Origin of the sequence: Cohnella nanjingensis (assembly GCF_014212125.1) — a bacterium.
In the GTDB taxonomy this organism is placed as follows: Bacteria; Bacillota; Bacilli; order Paenibacillales; family Paenibacillaceae; genus Cohnella; species Cohnella nanjingensis.
Genome location: NZ_JACJVP010000061.1, coordinates 25,403 through 50,891, shown reverse-complemented (window position 1 = coordinate 50,891; position 25,489 = coordinate 25,403). Strand labels below are relative to the sequence as shown.

Annotated in this window: 23 protein-coding genes and 1 other annotated feature; of the genes, 1 reads left to right on the top strand and 22 read right to left on the bottom strand. The window is 59.8% G+C overall.

Annotation, left to right across the window (positions count from 1 at the left end; translation table 11 throughout):
• Positions 1-12 precede the first annotated feature (12 nt).
• Positions 13-1,641, top strand: coding sequence for a response regulator (locus H7C19_RS30740; RefSeq protein ID WP_185672910.1), 1,629 nt, complete (start codon positions 13-15; stop codon positions 1,639-1,641).
• A gap of 80 nt (positions 1,642-1,721) precedes the next feature.
• On the opposite strand, the gene tuf is transcribed toward H7C19_RS30740, so the two are convergent.
• The 22 genes from tuf to cysS all read right to left on the bottom strand — a co-directional run bounded on the left by tuf (position 1,722) and on the right by cysS (position 25,478).
• On the bottom strand, positions 1,722-2,912 hold the full coding sequence (gene tuf, locus H7C19_RS30735) for an elongation factor Tu (protein ID WP_185672909.1): 1,191 nt from the start codon (positions 2,910-2,912) through the stop codon (positions 1,722-1,724).
• 107 nt (positions 2,913-3,019) lie between these two features.
• On the bottom strand, positions 3,020-5,095 hold the full coding sequence (gene fusA / locus H7C19_RS30730) for an elongation factor G (protein WP_185672908.1): 2,076 nt from the start codon (positions 5,093-5,095) through the stop codon (positions 3,020-3,022).
• 36 nt (positions 5,096-5,131) lie between these two features.
• Positions 5,132-5,602 (bottom strand): 30S ribosomal protein S7, encoded by a 471-nt coding sequence (gene rpsG / locus H7C19_RS30725; protein ID WP_185672907.1) that lies wholly within the window; start codon positions 5,600-5,602, stop codon positions 5,132-5,134.
• A gap of 68 nt (positions 5,603-5,670) precedes the next feature.
• Positions 5,671-6,090 (bottom strand): 30S ribosomal protein S12, encoded by a 420-nt coding sequence (rpsL, locus tag H7C19_RS30720; RefSeq protein ID WP_185672906.1) that lies wholly within the window; start codon positions 6,088-6,090, stop codon positions 5,671-5,673.
• A gap of 157 nt (positions 6,091-6,247) precedes the next feature.
• Complete coding sequence (locus tag H7C19_RS30715) at positions 6,248-6,499, bottom strand: ribosomal L7Ae/L30e/S12e/Gadd45 family protein (RefSeq protein WP_376775463.1); 252 nt, start codon at positions 6,497-6,499, stop codon at positions 6,248-6,250.
• Positions 6,500-6,593: 94 nt separating this feature from the next.
• On the bottom strand, positions 6,594-7,301 hold the full coding sequence (locus tag H7C19_RS30710; RefSeq protein ID WP_185672904.1) for a hypothetical protein: 708 nt from the start codon (positions 7,299-7,301) through the stop codon (positions 6,594-6,596).
• Positions 7,298-8,182 carry an ATP-binding cassette domain-containing protein gene (locus H7C19_RS30705; RefSeq protein ID WP_185672903.1) on the bottom strand — a complete coding sequence of 295 codons (885 nt, stop codon included), beginning with the start codon at positions 8,180-8,182 and terminating at the stop codon, positions 7,298-7,300. Before H7C19_RS30705 ends, H7C19_RS30710 begins: the two co-directional genes overlap by 4 nt.
• A gap of 581 nt (positions 8,183-8,763) precedes the next feature.
• A complete protein-coding gene (rpoC, locus tag H7C19_RS30700; protein ID WP_185672902.1) occupies positions 8,764-12,381 on the bottom strand; it encodes a DNA-directed RNA polymerase subunit beta' in 3,618 nt (1,205 codons plus the stop codon).
• A 130-nt stretch (positions 12,382-12,511) separates the two neighbouring features.
• Positions 12,512-16,060 carry a DNA-directed RNA polymerase subunit beta gene (gene rpoB, locus H7C19_RS30695; protein WP_185672901.1) on the bottom strand — a complete coding sequence of 1,183 codons (3,549 nt, stop codon included), beginning with the start codon at positions 16,058-16,060 and terminating at the stop codon, positions 12,512-12,514.
• A 347-nt stretch (positions 16,061-16,407) separates the two neighbouring features.
• Positions 16,408-17,013 carry a class I SAM-dependent methyltransferase gene (locus tag H7C19_RS30690; RefSeq protein ID WP_185672900.1) on the bottom strand — a complete coding sequence of 202 codons (606 nt, stop codon included), beginning with the start codon at positions 17,011-17,013 and terminating at the stop codon, positions 16,408-16,410.
• Positions 17,014-17,115: 102 nt separating this feature from the next.
• Entirely contained in the window at positions 17,116-17,478 is a 363-nt protein-coding gene (gene rplL / locus H7C19_RS30685) for a 50S ribosomal protein L7/L12 (protein ID WP_185672899.1), read from the bottom strand.
• Between the two features lie 74 nt (positions 17,479-17,552).
• The gene (gene rplJ, locus H7C19_RS30680; RefSeq protein WP_185672898.1) at positions 17,553-18,056 is read right to left on the bottom strand and encodes a 50S ribosomal protein L10; all 504 of its coding nucleotides are present in this window, start codon (positions 18,054-18,056) and stop codon (positions 17,553-17,555) included.
• Between the two features lie 53 nt (positions 18,057-18,109).
• Positions 18,110-18,274, bottom strand: a sequence feature (ribosomal protein L10 leader region).
• A 51-nt stretch (positions 18,275-18,325) separates the two neighbouring features.
• Positions 18,326-19,021, bottom strand: coding sequence for a 50S ribosomal protein L1 (gene rplA, locus H7C19_RS30675; RefSeq protein WP_185672897.1), 696 nt, complete (start codon positions 19,019-19,021; stop codon positions 18,326-18,328).
• A 103-nt stretch (positions 19,022-19,124) separates the two neighbouring features.
• Complete coding sequence (rplK, locus tag H7C19_RS30670) at positions 19,125-19,550, bottom strand: 50S ribosomal protein L11 (protein ID WP_185672896.1); 426 nt, start codon at positions 19,548-19,550, stop codon at positions 19,125-19,127.
• A 151-nt stretch (positions 19,551-19,701) separates the two neighbouring features.
• Entirely contained in the window at positions 19,702-20,235 is a 534-nt protein-coding gene (nusG, locus tag H7C19_RS30665) for a transcription termination/antitermination protein NusG (RefSeq protein ID WP_185672895.1), read from the bottom strand.
• Positions 20,236-20,261: 26 nt separating this feature from the next.
• On the bottom strand, positions 20,262-20,471 hold the full coding sequence (gene secE, locus H7C19_RS30660) for a preprotein translocase subunit SecE (protein WP_185672894.1): 210 nt from the start codon (positions 20,469-20,471) through the stop codon (positions 20,262-20,264).
• Positions 20,472-20,491: 20 nt separating this feature from the next.
• Complete coding sequence (gene rpmG, locus H7C19_RS30655; protein ID WP_185672893.1) at positions 20,492-20,641, bottom strand: 50S ribosomal protein L33; 150 nt, start codon at positions 20,639-20,641, stop codon at positions 20,492-20,494.
• 447 nt (positions 20,642-21,088) lie between these two features.
• On the bottom strand, positions 21,089-21,739 hold the full coding sequence (gene sigH / locus H7C19_RS30650) for an RNA polymerase sporulation sigma factor SigH (protein ID WP_185672892.1): 651 nt from the start codon (positions 21,737-21,739) through the stop codon (positions 21,089-21,091).
• Positions 21,740-21,884: 145 nt separating this feature from the next.
• The gene (locus H7C19_RS30645; RefSeq protein ID WP_185672891.1) at positions 21,885-22,436 is read right to left on the bottom strand and encodes an NYN domain-containing protein; all 552 of its coding nucleotides are present in this window, start codon (positions 22,434-22,436) and stop codon (positions 21,885-21,887) included.
• A complete protein-coding gene (gene rlmB, locus H7C19_RS30640; protein ID WP_185672953.1) occupies positions 22,423-23,196 on the bottom strand; it encodes a 23S rRNA (guanosine(2251)-2'-O)-methyltransferase RlmB in 774 nt (257 codons plus the stop codon). The genes H7C19_RS30645 and rlmB overlap by 14 nt, the downstream gene beginning before the upstream one ends.
• A gap of 429 nt (positions 23,197-23,625) precedes the next feature.
• A complete protein-coding gene (locus H7C19_RS30635) occupies positions 23,626-24,078 on the bottom strand; it encodes a Mini-ribonuclease 3 (protein WP_185672890.1) in 453 nt (150 codons plus the stop codon).
• The gene (gene cysS / locus H7C19_RS30630; protein WP_185672889.1) at positions 24,075-25,478 is read right to left on the bottom strand and encodes a cysteine--tRNA ligase; all 1,404 of its coding nucleotides are present in this window, start codon (positions 25,476-25,478) and stop codon (positions 24,075-24,077) included. Before cysS ends, H7C19_RS30635 begins: the two co-directional genes overlap by 4 nt.
• Positions 25,479-25,489: the final 11 nt, after the last annotated feature.

Sequence of the window (25,489 nt, the reverse complement as noted above, 5' to 3'; positions counted from 1 at the left end):
GGAGGGAGTCTAATGCGTCAATTGCTCATCATCGACGACCAATCGATCCTGGCGGACGATCTGGCGGAGATGCTGCCTTGGGGAGAGATCGGGATCGACGTCGTACATAAAGCGTATTCCGGTTCGGAAGCGCTGGACATCCTGAAGGAGCAAGCCGTCGACGTCGTCGTGACGGATATCCGCATGCCCGGCATGTCCGGACTGGAGTTGATCGCGAGGATCCGCAGCAATTGGAAGCATACGAAGTGCATCCTGCTGTCGGGTTATTCGGACTTCGAATATGCAAAGCAGGCGCTGCAGCTCCAGTCCAGCGACTATCTGCTGAAGCCGGCGGCGGACGAGGAATTGATGGGCGCCGTTCGCAAGGCGCTGCAGGAACTCGATCGCGAATGGCTGGAGGTGAGCTCCTTGCAGCGGGCGATGTATACGCTGCGGGAGCAGCAGCCCAAGCTTCGGGAGTATCTGCTGCTGGATCTGATCAACGGCAAGCAGTCGCCCCGGTCCAAGTCGCTTCAGCGACGCATGGAGACGTACGATGTACCGCTTCGCGAGGCGGATGCGTTCCATCTCTTGCTGGTTCGCCTGGATGACGCCGAATCCGGCGAGGACTCGGGCCAAGGCGAGTTGATCGACTATGCGCTCGCGAATATGGCGGAGGAGGTCTTCTCGGACCGGTTTGCCTTCTGGCACGGCAAAGACCAGCACGGCTTCCTCGTCTGTCTGATCGCCGCGCAGAATGGCGAGGCCGGCCTCGACGATGACGGCGGTCCGGACGCATGGATCGAGAGCCGCGCCCTCCGCCTTCAGCATGCGGCCCGCACTTATCTGCGCGTGAGCCTCTCGATTCTCTCGACCCGGTCCGGCGCGTTCCCCGAGGATGCCGCCACGCTATACCCGGCCGCCGTAGCAGGCTTCCGCCGGCTCATCGGCCGTCACCGCGAGCTGTACGTCTCTCTGTCCCGGACGCCGATCCAGCATCCGCCCATTTTGCTCTACGAGCTGTATCGCCCGCCCACCTTGTCCACCCTGCTCGAGATCGGACAGTGGGAGCAGGTGGAGGACAAGCTGCGCCGGATCTTCGAAGAGCTCGAGACGGACGGCCAGGCCTCTTCCGCTCGCATTCAGGAAGCTTACTACGTCATGGCAGCCGCCTGGGCATCCCTCAGCCACAAGAACAAGCAGTCCCTGTTCGATCCGGCCGGCGACGGGGCCATCGCGTTGACGGACGGGCAAGCAGCCGCCTCGATGGAGGAGCTGCGCGCCTGGACGTGGCGCATCCTTCATTACTTTCGGCAGTTGGAGAGCGCGGAAGACAAGGACTCTCGGGCGAATATCATCAAGCAGGTACAATCGTTCATCCAGCGGAACCTGGAGGAGGCGTCCCTGCAGGCGATCGCGGCAAGCGTTTTCCTGAATCCCTCCTATCTGTCGAAGATCTACAAGATGGAGACCGGGGAAGGCATCAGCGATTATGTCTTCCGGGCGCGGATGGAGCGGGCGGCCGCCCTGCTCGCGCAGAGCGCGGAGAAGATCTATGACATCTCCCAATCGCTCGGGTACCAGAAGCCGAGCTACTTCATCCAACTCTTCAAAAAGCATTACGGCCTGACGCCGCAGGAGTACCGGAACAAGCTTGGATAGGGTGCTCTCGGAATCTGATAAAACAATAAAAAGACCGTGCCGGAGAACCGGTACGGTCTTTCGTTTGGCCGAAGGCCGAATTACTTTTGGATGGAAGCAACAGCGCCGGCGCCAACCGTACGGCCGCCTTCACGGATGGAGAAGCGAGTGCCTTCTTCAACCGCGATCGGAGCGATCAGTTGAACGGTAACGGTGATGTTGTCGCCAGGCATAACCATTTCCGTGCCTTCCGGCAGGTTGATGATGCCCGTAACGTCCGTCGTGCGGAAGTAGAACTGCGGACGGTAGCCCGTGAAGAAAGGCTTATGACGGCCGCCTTCTTCTTTGGTCAGGACGTAGATTTGAGCCGTGAATTCCGTGTGCGGCTTAACCGAACCCGGCTTCGCCAGAACTTGTCCACGCTCGATGTCTTTACGGTCGACGCCGCGAAGCAGCGCGCCGATGTTGTCGCCCGCTTGAGCGGAGTCAAGCAGTTTACGGAACATTTCAACGCCCGTAACGACGGATTTGCGCGTTTCTTCATGCAGACCGATGATCTCGATTTCGTCGGAGATCTTGATCGTACCACGCTCTACGCGGCCCGTAGCAACCGTACCGCGGCCCGTGATCGTGAACACGTCTTCGACCGGCATCAGGAACGGCTTGGAGACGTCGCGCTCAGGCGTAGGGATGTAGGTATCCACTTGCTCGAACAGTTCAACGATCTTGTCAGCCCAAGGGCCGTCCGGATTTTGCAGAGCTTCGCGAGCAGCGCCGCGGATGATCGGCGTGTCGTCGCCCGGGAACTCATACTCGTTCAGCAGGTCGCGAACTTCCATCTCAACCAGCTCGAGCAGCTCTTCGTCTTCAACCATGTCGCATTTGTTCAGGAATACGACGATGTAAGGAACGCCTACTTGGCGGGACAGCAGGATGTGCTCGCGCGTTTGCGGCATAGGGCCGTCAGCAGCGGATACAACCAGGATCGCGCCGTCCATTTGAGCAGCGCCGGTGATCATGTTTTTAACATAGTCGGCGTGTCCAGGGCAGTCAACGTGCGCATAGTGACGGTTAGGCGTTTCGTATTCAACGTGAGCCGTGGAGATCGTGATCCCGCGCTCGCGCTCTTCCGGAGCCTTGTCGATTTGGTCGAATGCGACGGCGGCGCCGCCGTATTTTTTGGACAGAACAGTCGTGATGGCAGCCGTCAGCGTCGTTTTGCCGTGGTCGACGTGGCCGATCGTACCGATGTTAACGTGCGGTTTGTTACGTTCGAATTTAGCCTTTGCCATGGATCTTTTCTCCTCCTTGTAAGTAGAACGAGTTTTAATTTATAGGGGGGAAGGGCGGAACGCGGCCGATGAAGACCGGTTCCTAGCCCGTCCGATTGCATAACGGATTAAGCGCCTTTGCTCTTGGAGACGATCTCTTCGGAGATCGACTTCGGCACTTCTTCGTAGTGGGAGAGCTCCATCGAGAAGACCCCACGGCCTTGCGTACCGGAGCGGAGAACGGTCGAGTAGCCGAACATTTCAGCCAGCGGCACTTTGGCACGTACGATCAGCGCCCCGTGACGGGTGTCGCTGCCTTCGATGCGTCCGCGACGGGAGCTGAGCATGCCCATGACATCGCCCATGTACTCTTCCGGAACGGTAACTTCGACTTTCATGATCGGCTCGAGCAGGACCGGAGCGCATTTGTCCTTCGCTGCTTTGAGCGCCATGGAGCCGGCGATCTTAAACGCCATTTCGTTGGAGTCGACGTCATGGTACGAACCGTCGAAGATGGTGGCTTTGATGTCCACGAGCGGGAAGCCCGCGAGGACGCCGTTCTTCATCGACTCTTCGATACCGGCTTGAACCGGCGCGATGTATTCGCGCGGTACGACGCCGCCGACAACCTTGTTCTCGAAGACGAAGCCGGAGCCCGCTTCGAGCGGTTCGAACTCGATCCAGCAGTGGCCGTATTGGCCGCGGCCGCCGGATTGGCGAACGAACTTGCCTTCGACCTTCGCCGCCTGTTTGAACGTCTCGCGGTAAGCGACTTGCGGCTTGCCGACGTTCGTCTCGACTTTGAATTCGCGAAGCATACGGTCGACGAGGATCTCCAGATGAAGCTCGCCCATGCCGGCGATGATCGTCTGGCCCGTCTCTTCGTCCGTGTGCGCGCGGAAGGTAGGATCCTCTTCGGAGAGCTTCTGCAGCGCGATACCCATCTTGTCTTGGTCGGCCTTGGTTTTCGGTTCGACCGCAAGCTGGATAACCGGCTCCGGGAAGTTCATCGATTCGAGGATAACCGGGTTCTTCTCGTCGCACAGCGTGTCGCCCGTCGTCGTGTCTTTGAGACCGACGGCAGCGGCGATGTCGCCGGAGTAGACGACGCTGATCTCTTGACGGCTGTTCGCGTGCATCTGCAGAATCCGGCCGATGCGCTCGCGCTTGTTCTTCGTCGCGTTGACGACGTACGAACCGGAGTTCAGTACGCCGGAGTAAACGCGGAAGAACGTCAGCTTGCCGACGAACGGGTCCGTCGCGATCTTGAACGCAAGCGCCGCGAACGGTTGATCGTCAGCGGATTTGCGCGTCGTTTCCGTGCCGTCTTCGAGCGTTCCCTTGATGTCCGGAACGTCGACCGGGGACGGCAGGTAGTCGACAACCGCGTCCAGCATCGGCTGTACGCCTTTGTTGCGGTACGAGGAACCGCAGACGACCGGGAAGATTTTCACTTCGCAGACGCCTTTGCGGAGAGCTTTCTTGATCTCGGGGATCGTCAGCTCTTCACCCTCAAGATACTTCGCCATCAGGTCGTCGTCAAGCTCGGCAACCTTCTCGACCAGTTCCATGCGCAGCTCTTCCGCTTGGGCGGCGAGATCCGCAGGAATCTCAACCTTCTTCGGCTCTTTGCCCAGATCGTCTTCGTACACATAAGCGACCCGCTCAACCAGGTCGATCATGCCCAGGAAGCCGTTCTCGGCGCCGATCGGCAGTTGGATCGCGACGGCATTGGCTTGCAGACGCAAACGCATGTCGTTGACAACGTTCAGGAAGTCTGCGCCGATGATGTCCATTTTGTTGACGTAAGCGATACGCGGAACGCCGTAACGGTCGGCTTGACGCCATACCGTCTCGGATTGTGGTTCCACGCCTTCTTTGGCGCTGAATACGCCGACAGCCCCGTCCAATACGCGCAGGGAGCGCTCGACCTCAACCGTAAAGTCAACGTGACCCGGAGTGTCGATAATATTGATGCGGTGACCTTTCCATTGCGCGGTCGTCGCGGCAGACGTGATCGTGATGCCGCGCTCTTGTTCTTGTTCCATCCAGTCCATCGTAGCGGCGCCTTCGTGCACTTCGCCGATCTTATGAACACGGCCGGTGTAGAACAGAATCCGTTCAGTGGTCGTCGTCTTGCCTGCATCAATATGCGCCATGATGCCGATGTTGCGCGTATTTTGCAAGGAGAACTCCCTAGCCATGCATTTGTCTCCTTTCGTTTCCGTAACTCCGCGGGATTACCAGCGGTAGTGGGCGAACGCTTTGTTGGCTTCCGCCATTTTGTGCGTGTCTTCGCGTTTCTTGACGGCAGCTCCCGTGTTGTTGGAAGCGTCCAGGATCTCGGCTGCAAGGCGCTCTTCCATCGTCTTCTCGCCGCGGTTGCGGGAGTAGTTGACGAGCCAACGCAGGCCAAGGGACGTACGACGCTCCGGCTTCACTTCGATCGGAACTTGGTAGTTGGCACCACCTACACGACGCGCTTTAACTTCGAGCACCGGCATGATGTTCTTGATCGCCGCTTCGAATACTTCCATCGGGTCCTTGCCGGAACGCTCTTGAATCAGGTTGAACGCATTGTACAACAGTTGTTGCGCAACGCCTTTCTTCCCGTCGATCATGATGCGGTTCACGAGGCGAGTAACCAGCTTGCTATTGTATACCGGATCCGGGAGAACGTCCCGTTTCGCGACTGGTCCTTTACGAGGCATCGAAATTCCTCCTTTCTCATTCTTGTTGAGCTAGGCCGCGCCTATACCTAGGCGGACGCATAAATCTCTTATTTTTTCACCTTCGCGCGCTTCGTGCCGTACTTGGAACGAGCTTGCTTCCGGTTGTTCACGCCTGCAGTATCGAGCGCGCCGCGCACGATGTGGTAACGGACACCCGGAAGGTCCTTTACCCGTCCGCCGCGGATCAATACGACGCTGTGCTCTTGCAGGTTGTGACCGATACCCGGAATGTACGCCGTTACCTCGACTTTGTTCGTCAGACGCACACGGGCGTACTTACGAAGTGCAGAGTTCGGTTTTTTCGGCGTCATCGTGCCTACACGAGTGCAAACACCGCGTTTTTGCGGGGCGCTCAGATCGGTCTCGACGCGTTTCAAAGCGTTGAAGCCCTTCTGCAGAGCAGGGGATTTCGATTTGACCACTTTGGGTTCGCGACCTTTACGTACGAGTTGGTTAATTGTTGGCATGTTGCCACCCCCTTCCCATGAGTTCGAAATGCATGAAATAACGGCAACCGGTCCCCGCGGCGCGAAGCCCACAGATCCAGGCGGTTCATTTTGAGAAATGCGAAAGGGTCTGACCGTTCCTCTCCTCAAAGAAAAGGGAACAGCTAGAACCCGGATTCTATTCCTCTACAACCACGGCCATCGCCGTACCTACATCAATGCCGCATGCCTTGCCCAATTCGCGCATCGTCTCGACGGGCGTTACCGCCACGCCGTGCTGCTGGCACAATTGAGTGATGCGGCCGATCAGGCGCGAATCTGCATCTTGCGCGACATAGACGACAGCGGCTTTGCCTTGCTCCACCATCTTGGTCGTCTGCTTGGTGCCTACTCTAACGCCGCCCTCTTGCAAACGTCCTATGAAGTCCACGGACATCCACCTCCGGCAGCATAAAATCCAGCACGTCGGGCACACACTAGGATATATTATCACCTGGGCGAAGGACTGTCAAGAATCCCGGCGGCTAGAATTGCTTGCGCGACATGAGCCTGACGAACAGCGCCATCAAGAGGATCGCATAGAGCGCGGCGACCGCCAGGGACAAGGCGATGCCCCAGCCGCCGACCGTCTCGCTGCGGATGAGCGCGTCCATCACGCGGAAGGCCGGCGGCAGCAGCCAGGCCGCCGGAGCGACGGCGTCCGGCAGCGCATTCGCCAGCCCCTTGCCGGCGACCGAGAGTATCACGACAATCGCAAGTCCGGCTAGCGCGAACGGCCTGCCCGGCACGCTCTTCTCCGTGAAAAAGGCGGCGCAGCCGATGCCCAGCAGCACAAGAACTCCATGGGCGAGCAAGGCGGCCCCGAGCTCTAGCAGCGAGGGCGACCGGTCGAACTTGCGCAGCAGCGCGGGATAGAGCGTCGCGAACAGCCCGAGCGCGCTCCCGAAGCCGCTCAGCAGCAGCAGCTTGGCGACATAGTAGGCTGTCAAGCTTCGCGCGTGCAGCACCGTCACGCGCTGCTGGGCGATCGGTTCGGCGTCCATGAAGCCGAAAGTCAGCCAGGCGGAGACGATGAACAGCAGCGTCGAAGAGAAGGCATAACTCTCCATAATCGGGTTGGGCACATTGCTGTAGACGAACCCGATCGCGACGACGAAGGCTAGCAGCGGAGGCAGGTAGCGATAGGATCGGCTGTAAGAGACCAGCATATAGCGGATCAGCGGCAAGATCATCCGTCCGTCTCCCCTTCCCCGGCCTGGACGGACAGAATCGCGGCACCTGCCGCCAGCAGCGCGGTAAGGAGCGCATCGCTGCGGTCGCTCCGCACCCAATAAGACATCCTTCCGCCTTCTTCCGGCCGGGTCCGCAAGACGCCGTCCCACTCGGCGAACGCCGTCGGCCCCGCGCCTTCGGGCAGCTCGCATTGCACCAGCCGCCATCGCGGCCGTTCGTCGGACGCCGGGCGTCCTCCCCGCTCGTCCCGCACGATCCTGCCTTCCGCGATCGCAAGGCGCCGGTCCGCGATGTCGTCGCGCCACACCGGCTCGTGGCTGGCCAGCACGATCGTCGTCCCCTGCGACTTCAGCTCCGCCAGCACCCGTTCGCATTCTTGCTTGGCTTCCCGGTCCAATCCGCCGAGCGGCTCGTCCAGCAGCAGGAGGTCCGGCCCGTGCAGCATCGCCTGCAGCAGATTGATCTTCTGCAGCATTCCCTTGGAATAATCGTGCATGCGAAGCCGATCGATCCCGCCGGGCAGCCGCATGCGGGCCAAGAGCCGCTCGATCCGCTCCTGCCGGCCGGCCGCCTCCATCCCGCCGATGGCGGCCATATGCCCGAGGTATTCCCTGGCCGTCAGCTTCAGTTTGGGCAGATGATCCGGCGCATAGCCGACGGCGAACCGCCGCTCGCCGGGCTGCCGGACGCGGCGGCTGCCCGACGTCAGCGCCGTCAGTCCGCCGAGCGCGCGCAGCAAGGTGCTCTTGCCTGAACCGTTCGCGCCGGTCAGCACGACCGTCTCGCCCGGCAGCAGCGCCAGCGACACCTCGCGCAATACTTTTCTCCCGCTATAGGTCTTGGTTGCATCCGTTAAGGTCACTAATGGTTCAGCCGTCATCGATTAAGCTCCCTAATGAGATATCCAGCCATTACCTATTTAATTACGGCACGCGTGTAGAAAAGTTGCTGCTTCCCCGGTTCTCCACAGCCGCATTCCGCCTCCGGCCGCAACTCGGCCCCGGCTATGCGAACTCTCCACAGCCGCACCGCTCGCGCATCCATATGAACTTCTCCACGCACAAGCTTATCAACCGTTTTGTCCCCGGTTATCCCCTTGTTGTGCGCATCTTGTGCATGAGACGGCCGATTGCGCACGCGCTGGCGAGTTGTCAACAATCCCTCGCGGCAGATTCGGCGAATCCCGTTGTGGATACCGTCCGTTCCGCCTCCTATCCACATGTGCATAGCTGTCTCCATCCGGCTGCGCCTTATCCCCTTGTGGAGAGGATCACCGGCCCGAACGACGGTGGAGGCGCGCTCGACTTAGCGGCAGCACGCGGGAGAGAGAGGGAGGAACCAGCTGCCGGCAGCGACGTTTGGCGGACTAGCCGGCGATTGACCGCATGAGGAGATTCCGGCCAAAAGTCAACAAAAAAGGCGGTCCCGGAGGACCGCCTTCGATCGATAGAGGTTGCTATATTACTCGACGGTCACAGCTTCCAGGTCGGCTGCTTCGTCTTCGGGCTCTTCAAGCGGATTCACGACGCGGATGTTGCGGTAGCGCGACATCCCCGTGCCCGCCGGGATGAGCTTCCCGATAATAACGTTCTCCTTGAGGCCGAGCAGGCGGTCGACTTTGCCCTTGATGGCGGCGTCGGTCAACACGCGGGTCGTCTCTTGGAAGGACGCCGCCGACAGGAAGGAGTCGGTCTCCAGCGAGGCTTTCGTGATCCCCAGCAGCACCGGACGGGCGACGGCGGGCTCGTTGCCGGCAAAGATCGCTTCGCGGTTGGCTGCTTCGTATTCGTGCACATCGACGAACGATCCCGGCAGCAGCGTCGTATCGCCCGGATCGACGATCCGGATCTTGCGAAGCATCTGCTTGATCATCACTTCGACGTGTTTGTCGTTGATTTCTACGCCTTGGTTCCGGTAGACGCGCTGAACTTCTTGCAGGATATAGTTCTGCACGCCGCGGACGCCCTTGATGCGCAGCATTTCCTTCGGGTCGATCGAGCCGTCGGTCAGTTCGTCGCCGGCTTCGATGTGCAGCCCTTCGTAGACGCGGATGCGGGAGCCGTAGCTGACGGCGTATACCTTGGTCTCGGCATCGCCTTGCACTTCGATCTCGCGGCGGTCCTTCGTCTCGCGGATTTCCTTGACGACGCCGTCGATCTCGGTGATGACCGCTTGACCTTTCGGGTTCCGGGCTTCGAAGAGCTCCTGGATCCGCGGAAGACCTTGCGTGATATCGTCTCCGGCAACGCCGCCGGTATGGAACGTACGCATCGTCAGCTGGGTACCCGGCTCGCCGATCGATTGGGCGGCGATGATGCCGACCGCTTCGCCGATTTCGACTTTCTTGCCGGTTGCCAGGTTGCGGCCGTAGCACATCTTGCACACGCCGTGACGGGCGCGGCAGCTGAGGACGGAACGGATCTGGATCCGCTCGATGCCGGCTTTGATCAATTCTTCGGCCTTGAGCGTGTCGATCAGATCGTTGCGGCCCACGATGATCTCGTTCGTCTGCGGATGGCGAACCGTCTCGTACGCATAACGGCCCTCGATCCGGTCGAACAGATCCTCGATGACTTCCTTGCCGTCTTCGATCCGACTGACGATGATCCCCTTGTCGGTGCCGCAGTCTTCCTCGCGGACGATGACGTCTTGGGCGACGTCAACGAGACGACGGGTCAGGTAGCCCGAGTCGGCGGTACGAAGCGCCGTATCGGCCAGACCTTTCCGCGCGCCGTGCGTGGAGATAAAGTACTCCAAGACCGTGAGGCCTTCGCGGAAGTTCGATTTGATCGGCAACTCGAAGATCCGTCCCGACGGCGTCGCCATCAGGCCCCGCATCCCGCCGAGCTGCGTGATCTGCGATTTGTTGCCCCGCGCTTTGGAGTCGACCATGAGCATGATGGAGTTGTAGCGGTCCATCGACTTCATGAGGACTTCGGTGATCTCGTCCTTCGTCTTCGACCAGATGTCGATGACGCGGTCGTAACGCTCTTCGTCCGTGATCAAGCCGCGGCGATACTGCGTCGAGATGACCTTGACGCTCTCGTCGGACTTCTTCAGGATATCGACCTTCTCTTGCGGCACGGTAACGTCCGAGACCGCAACGGTGATCCCTGCGCGCGTCGAGTAGGTGAACCCGAGCTGCTTGATATCGTCAAGGATGACCGACGTCTTCATCGTGTGATAGATGCGGAAGCACTCGCCGATGAGATGGCCGAGGTACTCCTTGCCTACCGCGCCGGGCGTCGGGATCTCTTGCATGATCTTGTCGAGGTCTGCGCCCTTGTCGTAGATGAAGTACTTCTCCGGCGTTCCCTTCAAGAGGTTGTCTTTGGTCGCCTCGTTGATATACGGGAACGTATCCGGGAAGATCTCGTTGAAGATGATCTTGCCGATCGTCGTCACGAGCAGCGCGCCTTGCTGCTTCTCCGTGAACGTCTTCTTGTTCAGCGCCTTCACCGGAATGACGACGCGCGCATGAAGATCGGCCGCGCCGCGCTGGTACGCGGACACCGCTTCGTTCACTTCGGACAGGCGCATGCCTGCGCCGTGCGCATCCTTGTTGTCCATCGTCAGGTAGTAGCAGCCGAGGACCATATCCTGAGACGGCGTGACGACCGGCTTGCCGTCCTTCGGGTTCAGGATGTTGCCCGATGCCAGCATGAGCAGACGGGCTTCCGCTTGGGCTTCGGCGGACAGCGGCACGTGGACGGCCATCTGGTCGCCGTCGAAGTCGGCGTTGTACGCCGTACAGACGAGCGGGTGAAGCTTGATGGCGCGGCCCTCGACCAGGATCGGCTCGAACGCTTGGATGCCGAGACGGTGAAGCGTCGGCGCGCGGTTCAGCAGCACCGGATGCTCCTTGATGACTTCTTCGAGCACGTCCCATACTTCCGGGCTGACGCGTTCGACTTTGCGCTTCGCGCTCTTGATGTTATGCGCTTGGCCCTTGAGGACCAGTTCCTTCATGACGAACGGCTTGAACAGCTCGAGCGCCATTTCCTTCGGCAGACCGCATTGATACATCTTCAGGCTTGGCCCGACGACGATAACGGAACGTCCGGAGTAGTCGACGCGCTTGCCGAGCAAGTTCTGACGGAAGCGGCCTTGCTTCCCTTTGAGCATGTGGCTCAGGGACTTGAGCGGACGGTTGCCGGGACCCGTGACCGGGCGGCCGCGGCGGCCGTTGTCGATCAGAGCGTCGACGGCTTCTTGCAGCATCCGCTTCTCGTTCTGCACGATGATGTCCGGCGCGCCGAGATCAAGCAGACGCTTGAGGCGGTTGTTCCGATTGATGACGCGGCGGTACAGATCGTTCAAGTCGGAGGTCGCGAAGCGGCCGCCGTCCAGTTGGACCATCGGGCGCAGTTCCGGCGGGATGACCGGCAGCACGTCGAGGATCATCCAATCCGGCAGGTTGCCGGAGTTGCGGAACGATTCGACGACTTCCAGACGCTTGATCGCGCGGTTGCGGCGCTGGCCTTGGGCCGTGCGCAGCTCTTCCTTAAGCATTTCCAGCTCGCGGTCGAGGTCGATGTCTTGGAGCAGTTTCTTCACGGCTTCCGCGCCCATGCCGGCTTGGAATGCATAGCCGTACTTCTCGCGGTAGCTGCGGTATTCCTTCTCGGAGAGCAGCTGCTTCTTCTCGAGCGGCGTATCGCCCGGATCCGTCACCACGTAGGACGCGAAGTAGATGATCTCTTCGAGCGAACGCGGAGACATGTCGAGCGCGAGACCCATCCGGCTCGGAATGCCTTTGAAGTACCAGATATGGGAGACGGGCGCTGCCAGTTCGATATGGCCCATCCGTTCGCGGCGCACTTTCGCGCGGGTTACTTCGACGCCGCAGCGATCGCACACGACGCCTTTGTAGCGAACGCGTTTATATTTGCCGCAATGGCATTCCCAGTCCTTGGTCGGCCCGAAAATTTTCTCGCAGAACAAGCCTTCTTTCTCCGGCTTCAGCGTGCGATAGTTGATCGTCTCAGGCTTCTTGACTTCGCCTCTCGACCAGGAACGGATCTTATCCGGGGAAGCCAATCCGATCTTCATAAACTCGAAATTGTTAACGTCTAACAAGGAGCAAGCCCTCCTTCATCGTTGCTGCGGATTTCGTTACGGGACGACGACGGCCTCCATGAACCGCACCTCCGCCGACGCGCGGCAAGCTGCTAGGTTAGCAGCTTGCCTGCGGGCGGATTATCGCACTTTACTCGACGCCGACTTCGGAGCCTTCCAGGTTCAAGTTCAACTTGTCGCCTGCGGTATCGTCCTCGTCGTCGATTTCTTTCATTTCGATCTCTTGCTCGTCGCCCGACAGAATCTTCACGTCCATGCCAAGGCTCTGCAATTCCTTGATCAGAACCTTGAACGATTCCGGCACGCCCGGTTCGGGCACGTTCTCGCCTTTGACGATCGATTCGTACGTCTTCACGCGGCCGACGACATCGTCGGACTTGACGGTGAGGATTTCTTGCAAGGTATAAGCGGCGCCGTAGGCTTCCAGCGCCCACACTTCCATCTCCCCGAAGCGCTGGCCGCCGAACTGGGCTTTACCGCCCAACGGCTGCTGCGTAACGAGCGAGTACGGACCGGTGGAACGCGCATGGATCTTGTCGTCGACCATGTGCGCGAGTTTGATCATGTACATGACGCCGACCGTGACTTCGCGCTCGAACGGTTCGCCCGTGCGGCCGTCGAACAGTCTCGTCTTGCCGTTGCGCTGCATGCCGGCTTCTTCCATCGTGTCGAAGACGTCGTTCTCGCGCGCGCCGTCGAATACCGGCGTAGCCGCGCGAATGCCGAGGTAGCGGCAAGCCATGCCCAAGTGAACCTCGAGCACCTGTCCGATGTTCATCCGGGAAGGTACGCCCAGCGGGTTCAGCACGACTTGAACCGGCGTGCCGTCCGGCAGGAACGGCATGTCTTCTTCCGGCAGGATGCGGGCGATAACCCCTTTGTTGCCGTGGCGTCCGGCCATCTTGTCGCCTTCGGAGATCTTCCGCTTCTGCGCGATGTAGACGCGGACGAGCTGGTTCACGCCCGGCGGCAGTTCGTCGCCGTTCTCGCGGGTGAACACCTTCACGTCGACGACGATGCCGTCGGTACCGTGCGGTACGCGCAGCGAGGTGTCGCGCACTTCGCGCGCCTTCTCGCCGAAGATCGCGTGCAGCAGCCGCTCTTCCGCCGTCAGTTCCGTTACGCCCTTCGGCGTAACCTTGCCGACCAGGATGTCGCCTGCGCCGATCTCCGCGCCGACGCGGATGATGCCGCGCTCGTCGAGGTTGCGGAGCGCGTCTTCGCCGACGTTCGGGATGTCGCGCGTGATTTCTTCCGGTCCGAGCTTCGTATCGCGCGCTTCGGACTCGTATTCTTCGATATGAATCGAGGTGTAGACGTCTTCCCGCACCAATTTCTCGGAGAGGAGGATCGCATCCTCGTAGTTGTAGCCTTCCCAGGTCATGAACGCGACGACGACGTTGCGTCCGAGCGCCAGTTCGCCGGCATCCGTGGACGGGCCGTCGGCGAGGATGTCGCCCTTCTTCACGATCTCGCCTTTGCGGCAGATCGGCCGCTGGTTGATGCAAGTCCCTTGGTTGGACCGCATGAACTTCTGCAGCTTGTACTTGACCACGTCGCCCTTGACTTCCTTGCCGTCGATCGTCTCGATGCGGCGCAGCCAAATCTCGTTGGCGGAGACGCGCTCGATGACGCCGTCGTACTTGGAGACGATGCAGACGCCGGAGTCCTTGGCCGACTTGTGCTCCATGCCGGTGCCGACGAGCGGCGCATCCGGGACGAGCAGCGGAACGGCCTGACGTTGCATGTTCGAACCCATGAGCGCGCGGTTGGAGTCGTCGTTCTCGAGGAACGGGATCATCGCGGTTGCGACGGATACGACTTGCTTCGGCGAGACGTCCATGTAGTCGACGCGATCGTTCGATACCGTCAGGATGTTGTCGGAATGCGACTTGTTGTAGCGGACGATGACCGTCTCTTCGGCGAACTTGCCGCCTTCGGTCAGCAATGCGTTCGCCTGGGCGATGATGTAGTTGTCTTCCTCATCGGCCGTCATATAGACGATCTCTTCGGTGACGATGCCCGTGCTGTGATCCACCTTGCGGTAAGGCGCCTCGATAAAGCCGTACTCGTTGATCCGCGCGAACGTGGACAGCGAGTTGATCAGACCGATGTTCGGTCCTTCAGGCGTCTCGATCGGGCACATCCGGCCGTAGTGGGACGGATGGACGTCGCGGACTTCGAAGCCGGCGCGCTCCCGCGTCAGACCGCCCGGTCCGAGAGCGGAGAGACGACGCTTGTGCGTCAATTCCGCAAGCGGGTTCGTCTGGTCCATAAACTGCGACAGCTGGGAAGATCCGAAGAACTCCTTGATCGCCGCGATGACCGGACGGATATTGATGAGCGCCTGCGGCGTAATGGCGTTCTGGTCTTGAATCGACATCCGTTCGCGCACGACGCGCTCCATCCGGGACAAGCCGATCCGGAATTGGTTCTGGAGCAATTCGCCGACCGAACGCAGACGACGGTTGCCGAGATGGTCGATGTCGTCCGTGCTGCCGATGCCGTGCAGCAGGTTGATGAAGTAGTTGATCGAGGAGATAATATCCGCAGGCGTGATGTGCTTCACCGCTTTGTCGATGATGCCGTTGGCGATGACCTTCACCACTTTGCCTTCCTCGACCGGCGAATAGACGCTCACGCTCTGCAGCGGGATGTCTTCCGCTTCGTTGACGCCGCCGGTGACGCGGAAGTTCTTGAAGCCGACGTTCTTCTCCAGCATCGGCAGGATGTGATCCAGCAGGCGGCGGTCGATGACTTGGCCGGTCTCCGCGATGATCTCGCCCGTCGAAGGATCGACGAGAGGCTCCGCGAGCCGTTGGTTGAAGAGACGGTTCTTGATATGAAGCTTCTTGTTGATCTTGTAGCGGCCGACGTTGGCCAGATCGTAGCGCTTCGGATCGAAGAAACGGGCGATCAAGAGGCTGCGCGCGTTCTCCAGCGTAGGCGGTTCGCCCGGACGGAGACGCTCGTAGATCTCGATGAGCGCTTTCTCGGTGGAGTCGGTGTTGTCCTTCTCCAGCGTGTTGCGGATAAACTCGTCGTGTCCGAGCAGGTCCAGAATCTCCGCGTCGGTGCCGAAGCCCAGAGAACGGAGCAATACCGTAACCGGGATCTTCCGGGTGCGATCGATCCGTACATAGATAATATCTTTGGCGTCCGTCTCGAGCTCGAGCCACGCGCCGCGGTTCGGAATGACGGTAGCGGTATAAGTCTTCTTCCCGTTTTTGTCCACTTTCGTGCTGTAGTAGACGCTCGGCGAGCGGACCAATTGGCTGACGATAACGCGTTCCGCGCCGTTGATAATGAAAGTGCCGGTCTCCGTCATGAGCGGGAAGTCGCCCATGAACACTTCTTGCTCCTTCACTTCTCCGGTCTCTTTGTTGAGCAGCCGGACTTTGACGCGAAGCGGCGCAGCATACGTGACGTCCCGTTCCTTGGAATCGTCGACGGAATACTTGGGCTCTCCCAGGCTATAATCTACAAACTCCAGCACTAGGTTGCCTGTGAAGTCCTGAATAGGCGAAATGTCCTGAAAAATCTCCCGCAAGCCGTCGTCCAGGAACTTCTGGTACGATTGCTGCTGGATTTCGATCAGGTTCGGAATGTCCAACACCTCGTGGATGCGGGCGTAACTGCGTCGCGTGCGGCGACCATACTGAACAAGATGTCCTGCCAACTTAACCTCACCCCTTCAGTCTACTTCAAAGCAATGAAAGCGAGAGCGAGATCCTCTCTCCAGCACTAGCAGAGGCAGCCGTCCCGCGGGTAAACATCCTAAGAGCGGCTCGGGCCGAACGGGCAGGAGATGGCGCCGGAACACAAATAAAGAAAAGCCCTTATGCGCCGTTTGGCGGCACAATGGCAATACATCCGGTCCATTTACCCAAAACAAACCCATTATACGCCGGAAGGCGTATATTTATACCCGCTAAAGATTTAGGGCTTGACATTTTAGTCCGCTAAAGACAATAAGCCCATCTTAATACTGACATTTTTCAATGATATCACATCTGTAAAATCAAGTCAAACCAATTTTGCGCGATAGATCCGATATCCTTTATCTTTGCCGATCTCTTCCACGGCGTCCTCGCCGAAAAGCTCTTCAAGCTTGGCTCTTGCGCTAGGCGCGCCTTGCTTGTTCTGAATGACGATCCAGAGGGAACCGCCCGGCTTGAGATGCTCCTTCGCCTCGGCCAAGATCCGGTGCACGACGGCTTTGCCCGCGCGGATCGGCGGATTGGACAAGATCACGTCAAAACGTTGGCCTTCGACAGCTTCATACAGGTCGCTGGTCTGCACGGTCACGTTGCCGATCCCGTTCAGCGCGGCATTCTCGCGGCTGAGCGCGGCGGCCCGCTCGTTGATATCCAGCATGGTGACATGTCCTTGCGGCGCAAGGCGGGCTGCGGTCAATCCGATCGGTCCGTAGCCGCATCCGACATCCAGAATCGCGGCGGCCGGCGGAATCTCCATCATGCCGATGAGCACGCGGCTGCCGTAGTCCACCCCGTCCCGCGAGAACACGCCCGAATCGGAGGTGAATTGGAACCGGAACCCGCGAAGTTCGGCCGCGATCGTCCGCTTGTCGCTGCGGACCGTCGGTCGTTCCGTATAGTAGTGGTCGGCCATATCCGTTCCTCCATCCTTTTCAATATGATTCCGAACGATGAACGAACCCCTCGAAGAATCGCTTCTTCAAGGGGTTCGTCTATGATCGAAGCGGGAATGGGATTACTTAACTTCGACTTTAGCGCCTGCTTCTTCAAGCTTCGCTTTAACGGCGTCAGCTTCTTCTTTAGCCACTTTTTCTTTGATGGCTTTAGGAGCGTTGTCAACGACGTCTTTCGCTTCTTTCAGGCCGAGACCCGTGATTTCGCGAACGACTTTGATAACGTTGATCTTGGATGCGCCAGCATCAAGAAGGACAACGTCGAATTCGGTTTGCTCAGCGACTTCGGCAGCGCCGCCGCCAGCGACGACGGCAACAGGAGCTGCTGCGGTTACGCCGAATTCTTCTTCGATTGCTTTAACCAGATCGTTCAGTTCCAGGACGCTCATGCCTTTGATGGCTTCCAAGATTTGCTCTTTGCTCATGGTAGTACCTCCATTAATTTGGAATTATAGGTTGTTGGTCTTGCGACGTACGAGTACGCGATCAGGCGATTGCCTTACGCGCTTGCTTCGTTCTTCTCGGCGACCGCTTTGACAGCGAGCGCGAAGTTGCGGACCGGAGCTTGAAGGACGCTGAGCAACATGGACAGCAAGCCTTCGCGGGAAGGCAGGTCAGCCAGTGCTTTGACTTGCGCTTCGTCGATGAAACGACCTTCGACGACGCCGCCTTTCAGCTTCAACGCATCGTTCTTCTTCGAGAAGTTGTTCAGGATCTTCGCGGCAGCGACAACGTCGGTTTGGCTGAACGCTACAGCCGTCGGTCCCGTCAGAACGGAGTCGAGTTCGCTCAGTTCCACGTTAGCGGCAGCGCGGCTGACGAGCGAGTTTTTCAGCACTTGGAACTCGATGCCGGCTTCGCGAAGCTGCTTCCGAAGCTCGGTCACTTGAGCCACGTTCAAACCGCGGTAGTCGGCGATCACCGTGCTCGCGCTCTCGCGCAGCTTCGTTGCGATCACGTTCACCTCTTGTTGCTTCGCTTCGATGATTTTCGCATTTGCCATTTTGTACACCTCCTGATTCTTGATTCAACCGCATCCGGATCGCCTGTCTGCGAGGGCATAAAAAGAAATGCCCCCGCAGACTCGCGGAGGCATGACGTGATCATCTATCGGCCGAAACGCGCTGGAACAGCGACGCACCATTCGAATATATGCACACACCTCGGTAGGAAATTAAGCCTCGCGGCACCTACGGTCTACGGTATCGATATTCAACTTTGAAAGAGTACCATGTTCGGCCAAGCCTGTCAACGCGCAGAATGTTCCTGCGATTATTGACGGTAAGAAGCGACGTTCAGGCGAGCGCCCGGTCCCATCGTCGAAGAGATCGAGATGTTCTTCAGGTAGATGCCTTTGGCTGCCGCCGGCTTCGCGCGGTTCAGCGCGTCGATCAGAGCTTTCAAGTTGTCGTTCAGCTTGTCAGCGTCGAACGATACTTTGCCGATCGGAGCATGAATTTGTCCGGCTTTGTCCAGACGGTATTCGATCTTACCGGCTTTGATCTCTTGCACGGCTTTGGTAACGTCGTTCGTTACCGTGCCGGCTTTCGGGTTAGGCATGAGGCCCTTACCGCCGAGAATCCGACCGAGCTTACCTACTTCGCTCATCATGTCCGGCGTTGCGACGCAGACGTCGAACTCGAACCAACCCTGTTGGATTTTGTTGATGAGGTCCGTATCGCCAACGTAGTCCGCGCCAGCGGCTTCCGCTTCCTTGAGCTTGTCGCCCTTGGCGAATACGAGAACGCGCTTCGTCTTACCCGTGCCGTGAGGCAGGACGACGACGCCGCGAACGTTTTGGTCTTGCTTTCTCGGATCGACGCCGAGACGGACAGCGACTTCGACGGATTCGTCGAACTTCGCCGTGGCCGCTTTCTTCACGAGCTCGATCGCTTCGAGCGATTCGTAGGTCGCTTCGCGGTCGATCAGCTTAACGGCTTCTGCGTATTTCTTGCCGTGCTTTGCCATGTTGTTCTCCTCCTTGTGTGGTTTTAACGGAAGTCTCCTCCCACAAGCGCATCCGCCAATCGCTTGGCGGAGACGCGACCCGCCTGTCCGAAGACGGACGGAATTAGTCTTCGATCACGACGCCCATGCTGCGGGCGGTGCCTTCGACCATGCGCATAGCCGCTTCTACGGAAGCCGCGTTGAGATCTTGCATTTTCTGCTCGGCGATCTCGCGTACTTTAGCCCGTTTGACGGTTGCGACTTTCTTCTTGTTCGGCTCGCCGGATCCCTTCGGGATACCGGCAGCGACGCGCAGCAATACAGCTGCAGGCGGCGTCTTCGTCTCGAACGTAAAGGAACGGTCCTCGAATACGGTGATGACGACCGGAATGATCAGGCCGGCTTGGTCAGCCGTACGCGCGTTGAACTCTTTACAGAAAGCCATGATGTTGACGCCTGCTTGACCCAGCGCTGGACCGATCGGCGGTGCCGGGTTCGCTTTGCCGGCCGGGACTTGCAGTTTAACCAGCTTAATGACTTTTTTTGCCATGATGCACACCTCCTTGACCAAAATGCGGTAAGACGGAACCTTCGTTCCTCCCGCTCTTGCCACTTTAGAAACCCCAGCGGCCGCATGCGGCGCGCCGTTGACTCATGCAGGTCCGGCTATGTACCGAAGCCTAAATGAACCGCAAGATAAATTATATCTTTTCCACTTGAGTGTAATCCAACTCGAGCGGGGTTTCCCTGCCGAACATGTTGACGTGCACTTTCAGCTTGCTCTTGTCGTGCAAGATCTCTTCGACCGACCCGACAAAATTGGCGAAAGGCCCGACTTTGACGCGAACGTTCTCTTTGAGCTCGAAATCGATGACCGGCTTCGGCTCTTCCATGCCCATGTGGCGCAAAATCTGCTCCACTTCGTCGGGCAGCAAGGCCGTCGGCTTCGATCCGGACCCCGTGGAACCGACAAACCCGGTAACGCCGGGCGTGTTGCGCACCACGTACCAAGAATCGTCCGTTTGGATCATCTCGACGAGCACGTAGCCGGGATACACCTTGCGCATCACCGTCTTCTTCTTGCCGTCTTTGTTGACGATCTCTTCTTCCATCGGGACGAGGACGCGGAAGATCTTGTCCTGCATACCCATTGATTCCACGCGCTTCTCCAGGTTGGTTTTCACCTTGTTCTCATACCCGGAGTACGTGTGTACGACATACCATCTTTTCTCCATGGGAAAAGCCACCTTTGGTTCCCGCGTTAAATGACGAAGTCGACAAGCCGCGAAATGACAACGTCCAGTACCCAGAAGTAGATCGTGACCAGTACGACAGTCACGATAACGACGATCGTGTAGCTGGTCAGTTCCTTCCGCTTCGGCCAACGGACTTTCTTCAATTCCGCCCAACTATCGGCAAAGAACGAGAAAAAGGACCCAAAGCTCTGTTTCATTTTGGCCAGGAAAGTCACGTTCCAAAACCTCCTAGAGCTTAGCGCGTTTCGCGATGAGGCGTATGCTCATTGCAGAACTTGCAGAACTTTTTCAGTTCGATGCGATCGGAGTGCGTCCGCTTGTTCTTCGTCGTCGCGTAATTCCGTTGCTTGCAGCTCGTGCAAGCGAGGGTGATGATTACCCGCATCTGTTACACCTCCCGGGCTGTGCTGACTCAAACAAAAAAAAAGAAATTGAACCCGGGTCCTACCGGCCTCTCCGTCTTACGACAACGAAACCTGGCGTATCACTCGAGATTCAGGGCCTGCGCATACAACTCCACCTTAAGGTTACTAAAATAATTTATCACAGCGCCCATACGATGTCAACGAAAAGGTTCTAACGACGAAAATGGGAGAAACGTGTTGCCTGGCCGCAGAGCTCCTTCCTAGTTTCCCAGTTTCCCGGCCCTTTTAAACCGTTTCGCTAGAAATATAGTTGGACGTCCCCCCGATCGGCGGCCTCGTACGGCGCAAATGCGCCGCGAATCGAGGACGTTCCGCGGCGGGCGGACGGGATAAACCCGGCCGAAGCGTCAAAAAAAGCAGCCCGCCCCCCGGCCGCTGCCCTTCCGATTGCTATGTATCTGATTCTGTCAGTTCACGATATCCCGAACTTCCAGGTAGCGTTCGAGCTTCCGCTTCACCCGCTGCAGCGCGTTGTCGATCGACTTCACGTGCCGGTCGAGGTCGACGGCGATCTCTTGATAAGAACGTCCGTCCAGGTACAGCATCAATACCTTGCGTTCGAGATCGCTGAGGATCTCGGACATCTTGTCCTCCAGGCCGAAGAACTCTTCCTGGTTGATGATCATCTCTTCCGGATCGCATACGCGGGAGCCGCAGATGACGTCCAGCAGCGTGCGGTCGGAGTCTTCGTCGTAAATCGGCTTGTCCAACGAGACGTAGGAGTTCAGAGGGATATGCTTCTGGCGGGTCGCCGTCTTGATCGCCGTGATGATCTGCCGCGTAATGCAGAGCTCTGCGAACGCCTTGAACGAGGCCAGCTTGTCCCCCTTGAAGTCGCGGATGGACTTGTACAGTCCGATCATGCCTTCTTGGACGATATCCTCGCGTTCGGCGCCGATCAGGAAGTAGGACCTAGCCTTCGCCCGAACGAAGTTCCGGTACTTATTGATCAGATACTCTAGGGCTTCGGCATCGCCTAAGCGGACCGATTCTACGATGTCCTCGTCGGTCTTGAAGTCGTATTCGTGCGTTGCTAGTTCGTTAAGGTCGACGCTCACGAATCATCCCCCCGGCCTTCAAGGCGTATTGGGACCCCGGCTGGAATCTACCAAACTACTACCAATATACTTGAAGAATCCCATAGCGTCAACCAATTTAGGCCGAAACGGCGCGGATTTGAGGGCTTCGGCGGTGGAAAAAATGTCACTCTTCCCCATCTGGCCCCTCCGTATCCCGCCTCCCTCTCCTCCACTGCTCCAGCACGCGCTGCACGTCGCCGCTCAGCACGCCCCCCAGCGGGTTGCGCTTGGGCGGCGGCTCGCGGCGAATGGCGCGCGCGATCTCGCGCCCGCTCTCCTCGACGGCCAGCCGCAGCTCGCGCGCGGAGAGGCGCAGCGCGCCGCGCCCGAACGTCACGCGCTGCTCGACCTGATCCGAGGTGGCCACGTACAGGTGATGCCGCACCGACTTCAGCTCGCCGACCAGCCGCTCGATGCATTCGTCGGCCGATTCCTTCTCGCGCGTATAGACGATGCTAAGCCGATGCTGCTTGTATTTAGCGCCGATCCCGGGCACCCGGAACGCGTCGAAGACGACGATGACGCGAAGTCCCGCGTAACTCTGATAGTCGGCCAGGATGTCGAGCAGCCGGTCGCGCGCGTCCTCCAGCTTGTTCAGCTTCAGGCGCGCGAGCTCCGGCCAGTCCCCGATCATGTTGTAGCCGTCTACGATAAGCGTGTCCTCACGGCGAAGCATGACCGTCTCCCGGGACTTCGGACCCGTCGCGCTTGGCCTTGGCCTGCCGCTGGCGCACGGCTTCGTACAGGATGACGCCCGCGGCGACCGACGCGTTGAGGGAGTTCAGCTTGCCGAACATCGGCAGGGAGATCAGGAAGTCGCACTTCTCGCGGACGAGGCGGGACAGGCCCTTGCCTTCGCTGCCGATGACGATGGCGATCGGTCCGGTCAGGTTCGACGCGTAGACGTCTTCGGTCGCCGCGGCGTCGGCGCCCGCGATCCAGACGCCGGCTTCCTTCAGCCGGTCGATCGTCTGCGCGAGGTTCGAGACGCGCGCAACCGGCACATGCTCGACTGCGCCGGCGCTCGTCTTGGCGACGACGGCGGTGAGGCTCGCGCTGCGGCGTTTCGGCACGATGACGCCGTGCGCGCCGGTGCAGTCGACGGAGCGCAGGATAGACCCGAGGTTGTGCGGGTCCTCCACTTCGTCGAGCAGCACGAGGAGCGGCGCTTCGCCGCGTTCCGCGGCGCGGGCGAGCAGCTCTTCGGGCTCGGCGTAGGACACCGCCGCCGCCTGGGCGACGACGCCTTGATGCTGAACGTCCGGAACCAGGCTGTCCAGCTTCCGCTTGTCCGCGAATTGCACGACGACGCCCCGTTCCTTCGCTTCTTCCAGGATCGGCTGAACCAGATGCTTCTGGGCCTGGTTCGAGAGCCAGATCTTGTTCACCGCGCGGCCGGCCTTCAGCGCTTCGAGCACCGGATGCTTCCCGGCCAGGTACTGCTCTCCGCCCTCTTCGCCGTCGTCCGCCTCGTCGGCGAGCTGCGCCTGCGGCGCTTGCGGCCGCTTGGCCGCCTCTCCGCCGTATCGGCGGTCGTCTCTCGGCGGGTAAGCGGAGCCGCTCCCGCCCCGTCCCGTGGGACGGGCAGCATGCTCGCCTCGTCCGGCGGGACGGGCAGCATGCTCGTTCCGTCCGGCAGGACGCGCGGCGTGCTCGTTCCGTCCGGCGGGACGCGCGGCATACTCGCCTTCCTCCCGGCGCGGCTGCGGCTGTCTGGCTTTGCCGCCCGCGAATCCGCCCTCCGCCCTGCCGGCGCCTCCGGCGGGACGTTTGCCCTGCGGCGTCCGATCCTCGTTCCCGGCATTCCGGGTTCTATTGTTGCGATTGTTCATGTTGATTTCTCATCCTTTCACCCGAAATTCCGTTCAGATCGGCTCCTGCCGGGTCTCGTCCTCGAAGGCGAGGCCGATCAGCCGCTCCAGGCGCTCCCGCTCCCCGCGATAGTACAAATAGCCCACCAGGCATTCCAAACCGGTCGCGTGGCGGTAATCGCCGGGATCCGCGTTCTTCGGCGGCTGGCCGGACTTCGCGTTCCGGCCGCGCTTCGCGATATCCGCTTCCTCCTCGGTCAGCAGCGGCTGCCACCGCGCGAGAAGCCGCGCCTGCGCCGCCGCGGAGACGTACCGCGTCGCGGCTCGGTGCAGCTCGTGCGGCTTGCGCGTCAGGCCGGCGACCAGCCGCTGCCGGACGTACACCTCGAAGACCGCGTCGCCGACATAGGCCAGCACGACCGGCGACAGCAGATGGACCGGCGTGCCGGACGGCAGCTCCGGCGCGATGACGGGCAACTGCGGCGGCCGTTGCTCCGCTCCCGTCATTTGCGCCGCCAACGGATGCCCTGCGGCGTGTCTTCCAGTAGGATGCCCTGCGCCGCCAGCAAGTCCCGGATCTCGTCCGCGCGCGCGAAGTCGCGGCGCTTGCGCGCCTCCGTCCGCTCGGCGATAAGCCCGTCGACTTCATCGTCCAGCAGTCCCGCCTCGGCTTCCGGCGGCAGCAGCCCGAGAACGTCGTCGAACGACGCGAACAGGCAGAGATAGGCGTTCAGATCTTCCGCAGAAGCCACTTCGCGCTGCAGATAGGCGTTCGCTTCGGACACCGCCTGGAACCAGACCGTAATGGCGTCGGCGGTGTTGAAGTCGTCGTTCATCTTCGCCCGGAACTCTTCCTGCAGCGCGGAGAGCCGCACGGCGAGATCCGGATCTCCGGTTACGCGGTCCGAGACGGACGCGAGCCGGTGCTTCAGATTGTCGCGGCAGTTGGCGAGGCGCTGCACGCTGTTCTCGCCTTGGCGGATCGTCTCGTCGCTGAAATTGATCGGGCTGCGGTAGTGCGCCGTCAGCATGACGTAGCGGATCGACTGCGCGCTCGCCCGCTGCAACAGCTCCCGGGGATTGACCACGTTGCCGAGCGACTTGGACATCTTCTCGTTGTCGAGGTTGACGAAGCCGTTGTGCATCCAGTAACGCGCTAGCGGTTGTCCCGTCAGCGCCTCGGACTGGGCGATCTCGCACTCGTGGTGCGGGAACTGCAGGTCGTGGCCGCCGCCGTGGATGTCGAGCGTCTCGCCGGCATACTTCAGCGCCATCGCCGAGCATTCGATGTGCCAGCCCGGACGGCCGTCGCCCCATGGGCTCGGCCAGCTGATCTCGCCCGGCTTCGCCGCCTTCCAGAGGACGAAGTCCTGCGGCGCTTCCTTGCGCTCGTCGACTTCGATGCGGATGCCGTACTGCAGCTCGGCGAGGTTCTTGTGCGAGAGCTTGCCGTACGCCGGGAACTTGCTCGTCCGGTAGTAGACGTCTCCGCCGTTCTCGTAAGCGACGCCCTTGTCGACCAGTTCCTGAATGAAGCGAATGATCTCCGGCATCGATTCCGTGACGCGCGGGTTCAGACTCGCCGGGCGGGCGCCGAGCGCTTCGCGGTCTTCGTTGAACGCCTGAATGAACGTCTCCGCGAGCTCCGGCACCGTAATGCCGAGTTCGTTGGCCTTGCGGATCATTTTGTCGTCGACGTCGGTGAAGTTCACGATATAATTCACGTCGTAGCCGATCGACTCCAGGTAACGGCGCACCACGTCGAAGAAAATGACGGGCCGCGCGTTGCCGATATGAATATAGCCGTAAACGGTCGGGCCGCAGACGTACATGTTGACCCGGTCGGGATGGAGCGGCACGAACGGCTCCGCCTGTCTGGTAAGGCTGTTATAAATGCGCAAAGTCATGGGATCCATGC

What these genes read in the sequence shown, in the direction of transcription:
- H7C19_RS30645 (WP_185672891.1), bottom strand. Translation starts at nt 22,436, where the DNA reads ATGCTTCGCCGTGAGGACACGCTTATCGTAGACGGCTACAACATGATC.
- H7C19_RS30740 (WP_185672910.1), top strand. Translation starts at nt 13, where the DNA reads ATGCGTCAATTGCTCATCATCGACGACCAATCGATCCTGGCGGACGAT.
- rpsL (WP_185672906.1), bottom strand. Translation starts at nt 6,090, where the DNA reads ATGCCAACAATTAACCAACTCGTACGTAAAGGTCGCGAACCCAAAGTG.
- tuf (WP_185672909.1), bottom strand. Translation starts at nt 2,912, where the DNA reads ATGGCAAAGGCTAAATTCGAACGTAACAAACCGCACGTTAACATCGGT.
- H7C19_RS30710 (WP_185672904.1), bottom strand. Translation starts at nt 7,301, where the DNA reads ATGATCTTGCCGCTGATCCGCTATATGCTGGTCTCTTACAGCCGATCC.
- nusG (WP_185672895.1), bottom strand. Translation starts at nt 20,235, where the DNA reads ATGGAGAAAAGATGGTATGTCGTACACACGTACTCCGGGTATGAGAAC.
- rpsG (WP_185672907.1), bottom strand. Translation starts at nt 5,602, where the DNA reads ATGCCTCGTAAAGGACCAGTCGCGAAACGGGACGTTCTCCCGGATCCG.
- H7C19_RS30690 (WP_185672900.1), bottom strand. Translation starts at nt 17,013, where the DNA reads ATGGCCGACCACTACTATACGGAACGACCGACGGTCCGCAGCGACAAG.
- H7C19_RS30705 (WP_185672903.1), bottom strand. Translation starts at nt 8,182, where the DNA reads ATGACGGCTGAACCATTAGTGACCTTAACGGATGCAACCAAGACCTAT.
- cysS (WP_185672889.1), bottom strand. Translation starts at nt 25,478, where the DNA reads ATGACTTTGCGCATTTATAACAGCCTTACCAGACAGGCGGAGCCGTTC.
- rpmG (WP_185672893.1), bottom strand. Translation starts at nt 20,641, where the DNA reads ATGCGGGTAATCATCACCCTCGCTTGCACGAGCTGCAAGCAACGGAAT.
- fusA (WP_185672908.1), bottom strand. Translation starts at nt 5,095, where the DNA reads ATGGCTAGGGAGTTCTCCTTGCAAAATACGCGCAACATCGGCATCATG.
- rplJ (WP_185672898.1), bottom strand. Translation starts at nt 18,056, where the DNA reads ATGGCAAATGCGAAAATCATCGAAGCGAAGCAACAAGAGGTGAACGTG.
- H7C19_RS30635 (WP_185672890.1), bottom strand. Translation starts at nt 24,078, where the DNA reads ATGACGGGAGCGGAGCAACGGCCGCCGCAGTTGCCCGTCATCGCGCCG.
- rplK (WP_185672896.1), bottom strand. Translation starts at nt 19,550, where the DNA reads ATGGCAAAAAAAGTCATTAAGCTGGTTAAACTGCAAGTCCCGGCCGGC.
- rplA (WP_185672897.1), bottom strand. Translation starts at nt 19,021, where the DNA reads ATGGCAAAGCACGGCAAGAAATACGCAGAAGCCGTTAAGCTGATCGAC.
- rplL (WP_185672899.1), bottom strand. Translation starts at nt 17,478, where the DNA reads ATGAGCAAAGAGCAAATCTTGGAAGCCATCAAAGGCATGAGCGTCCTG.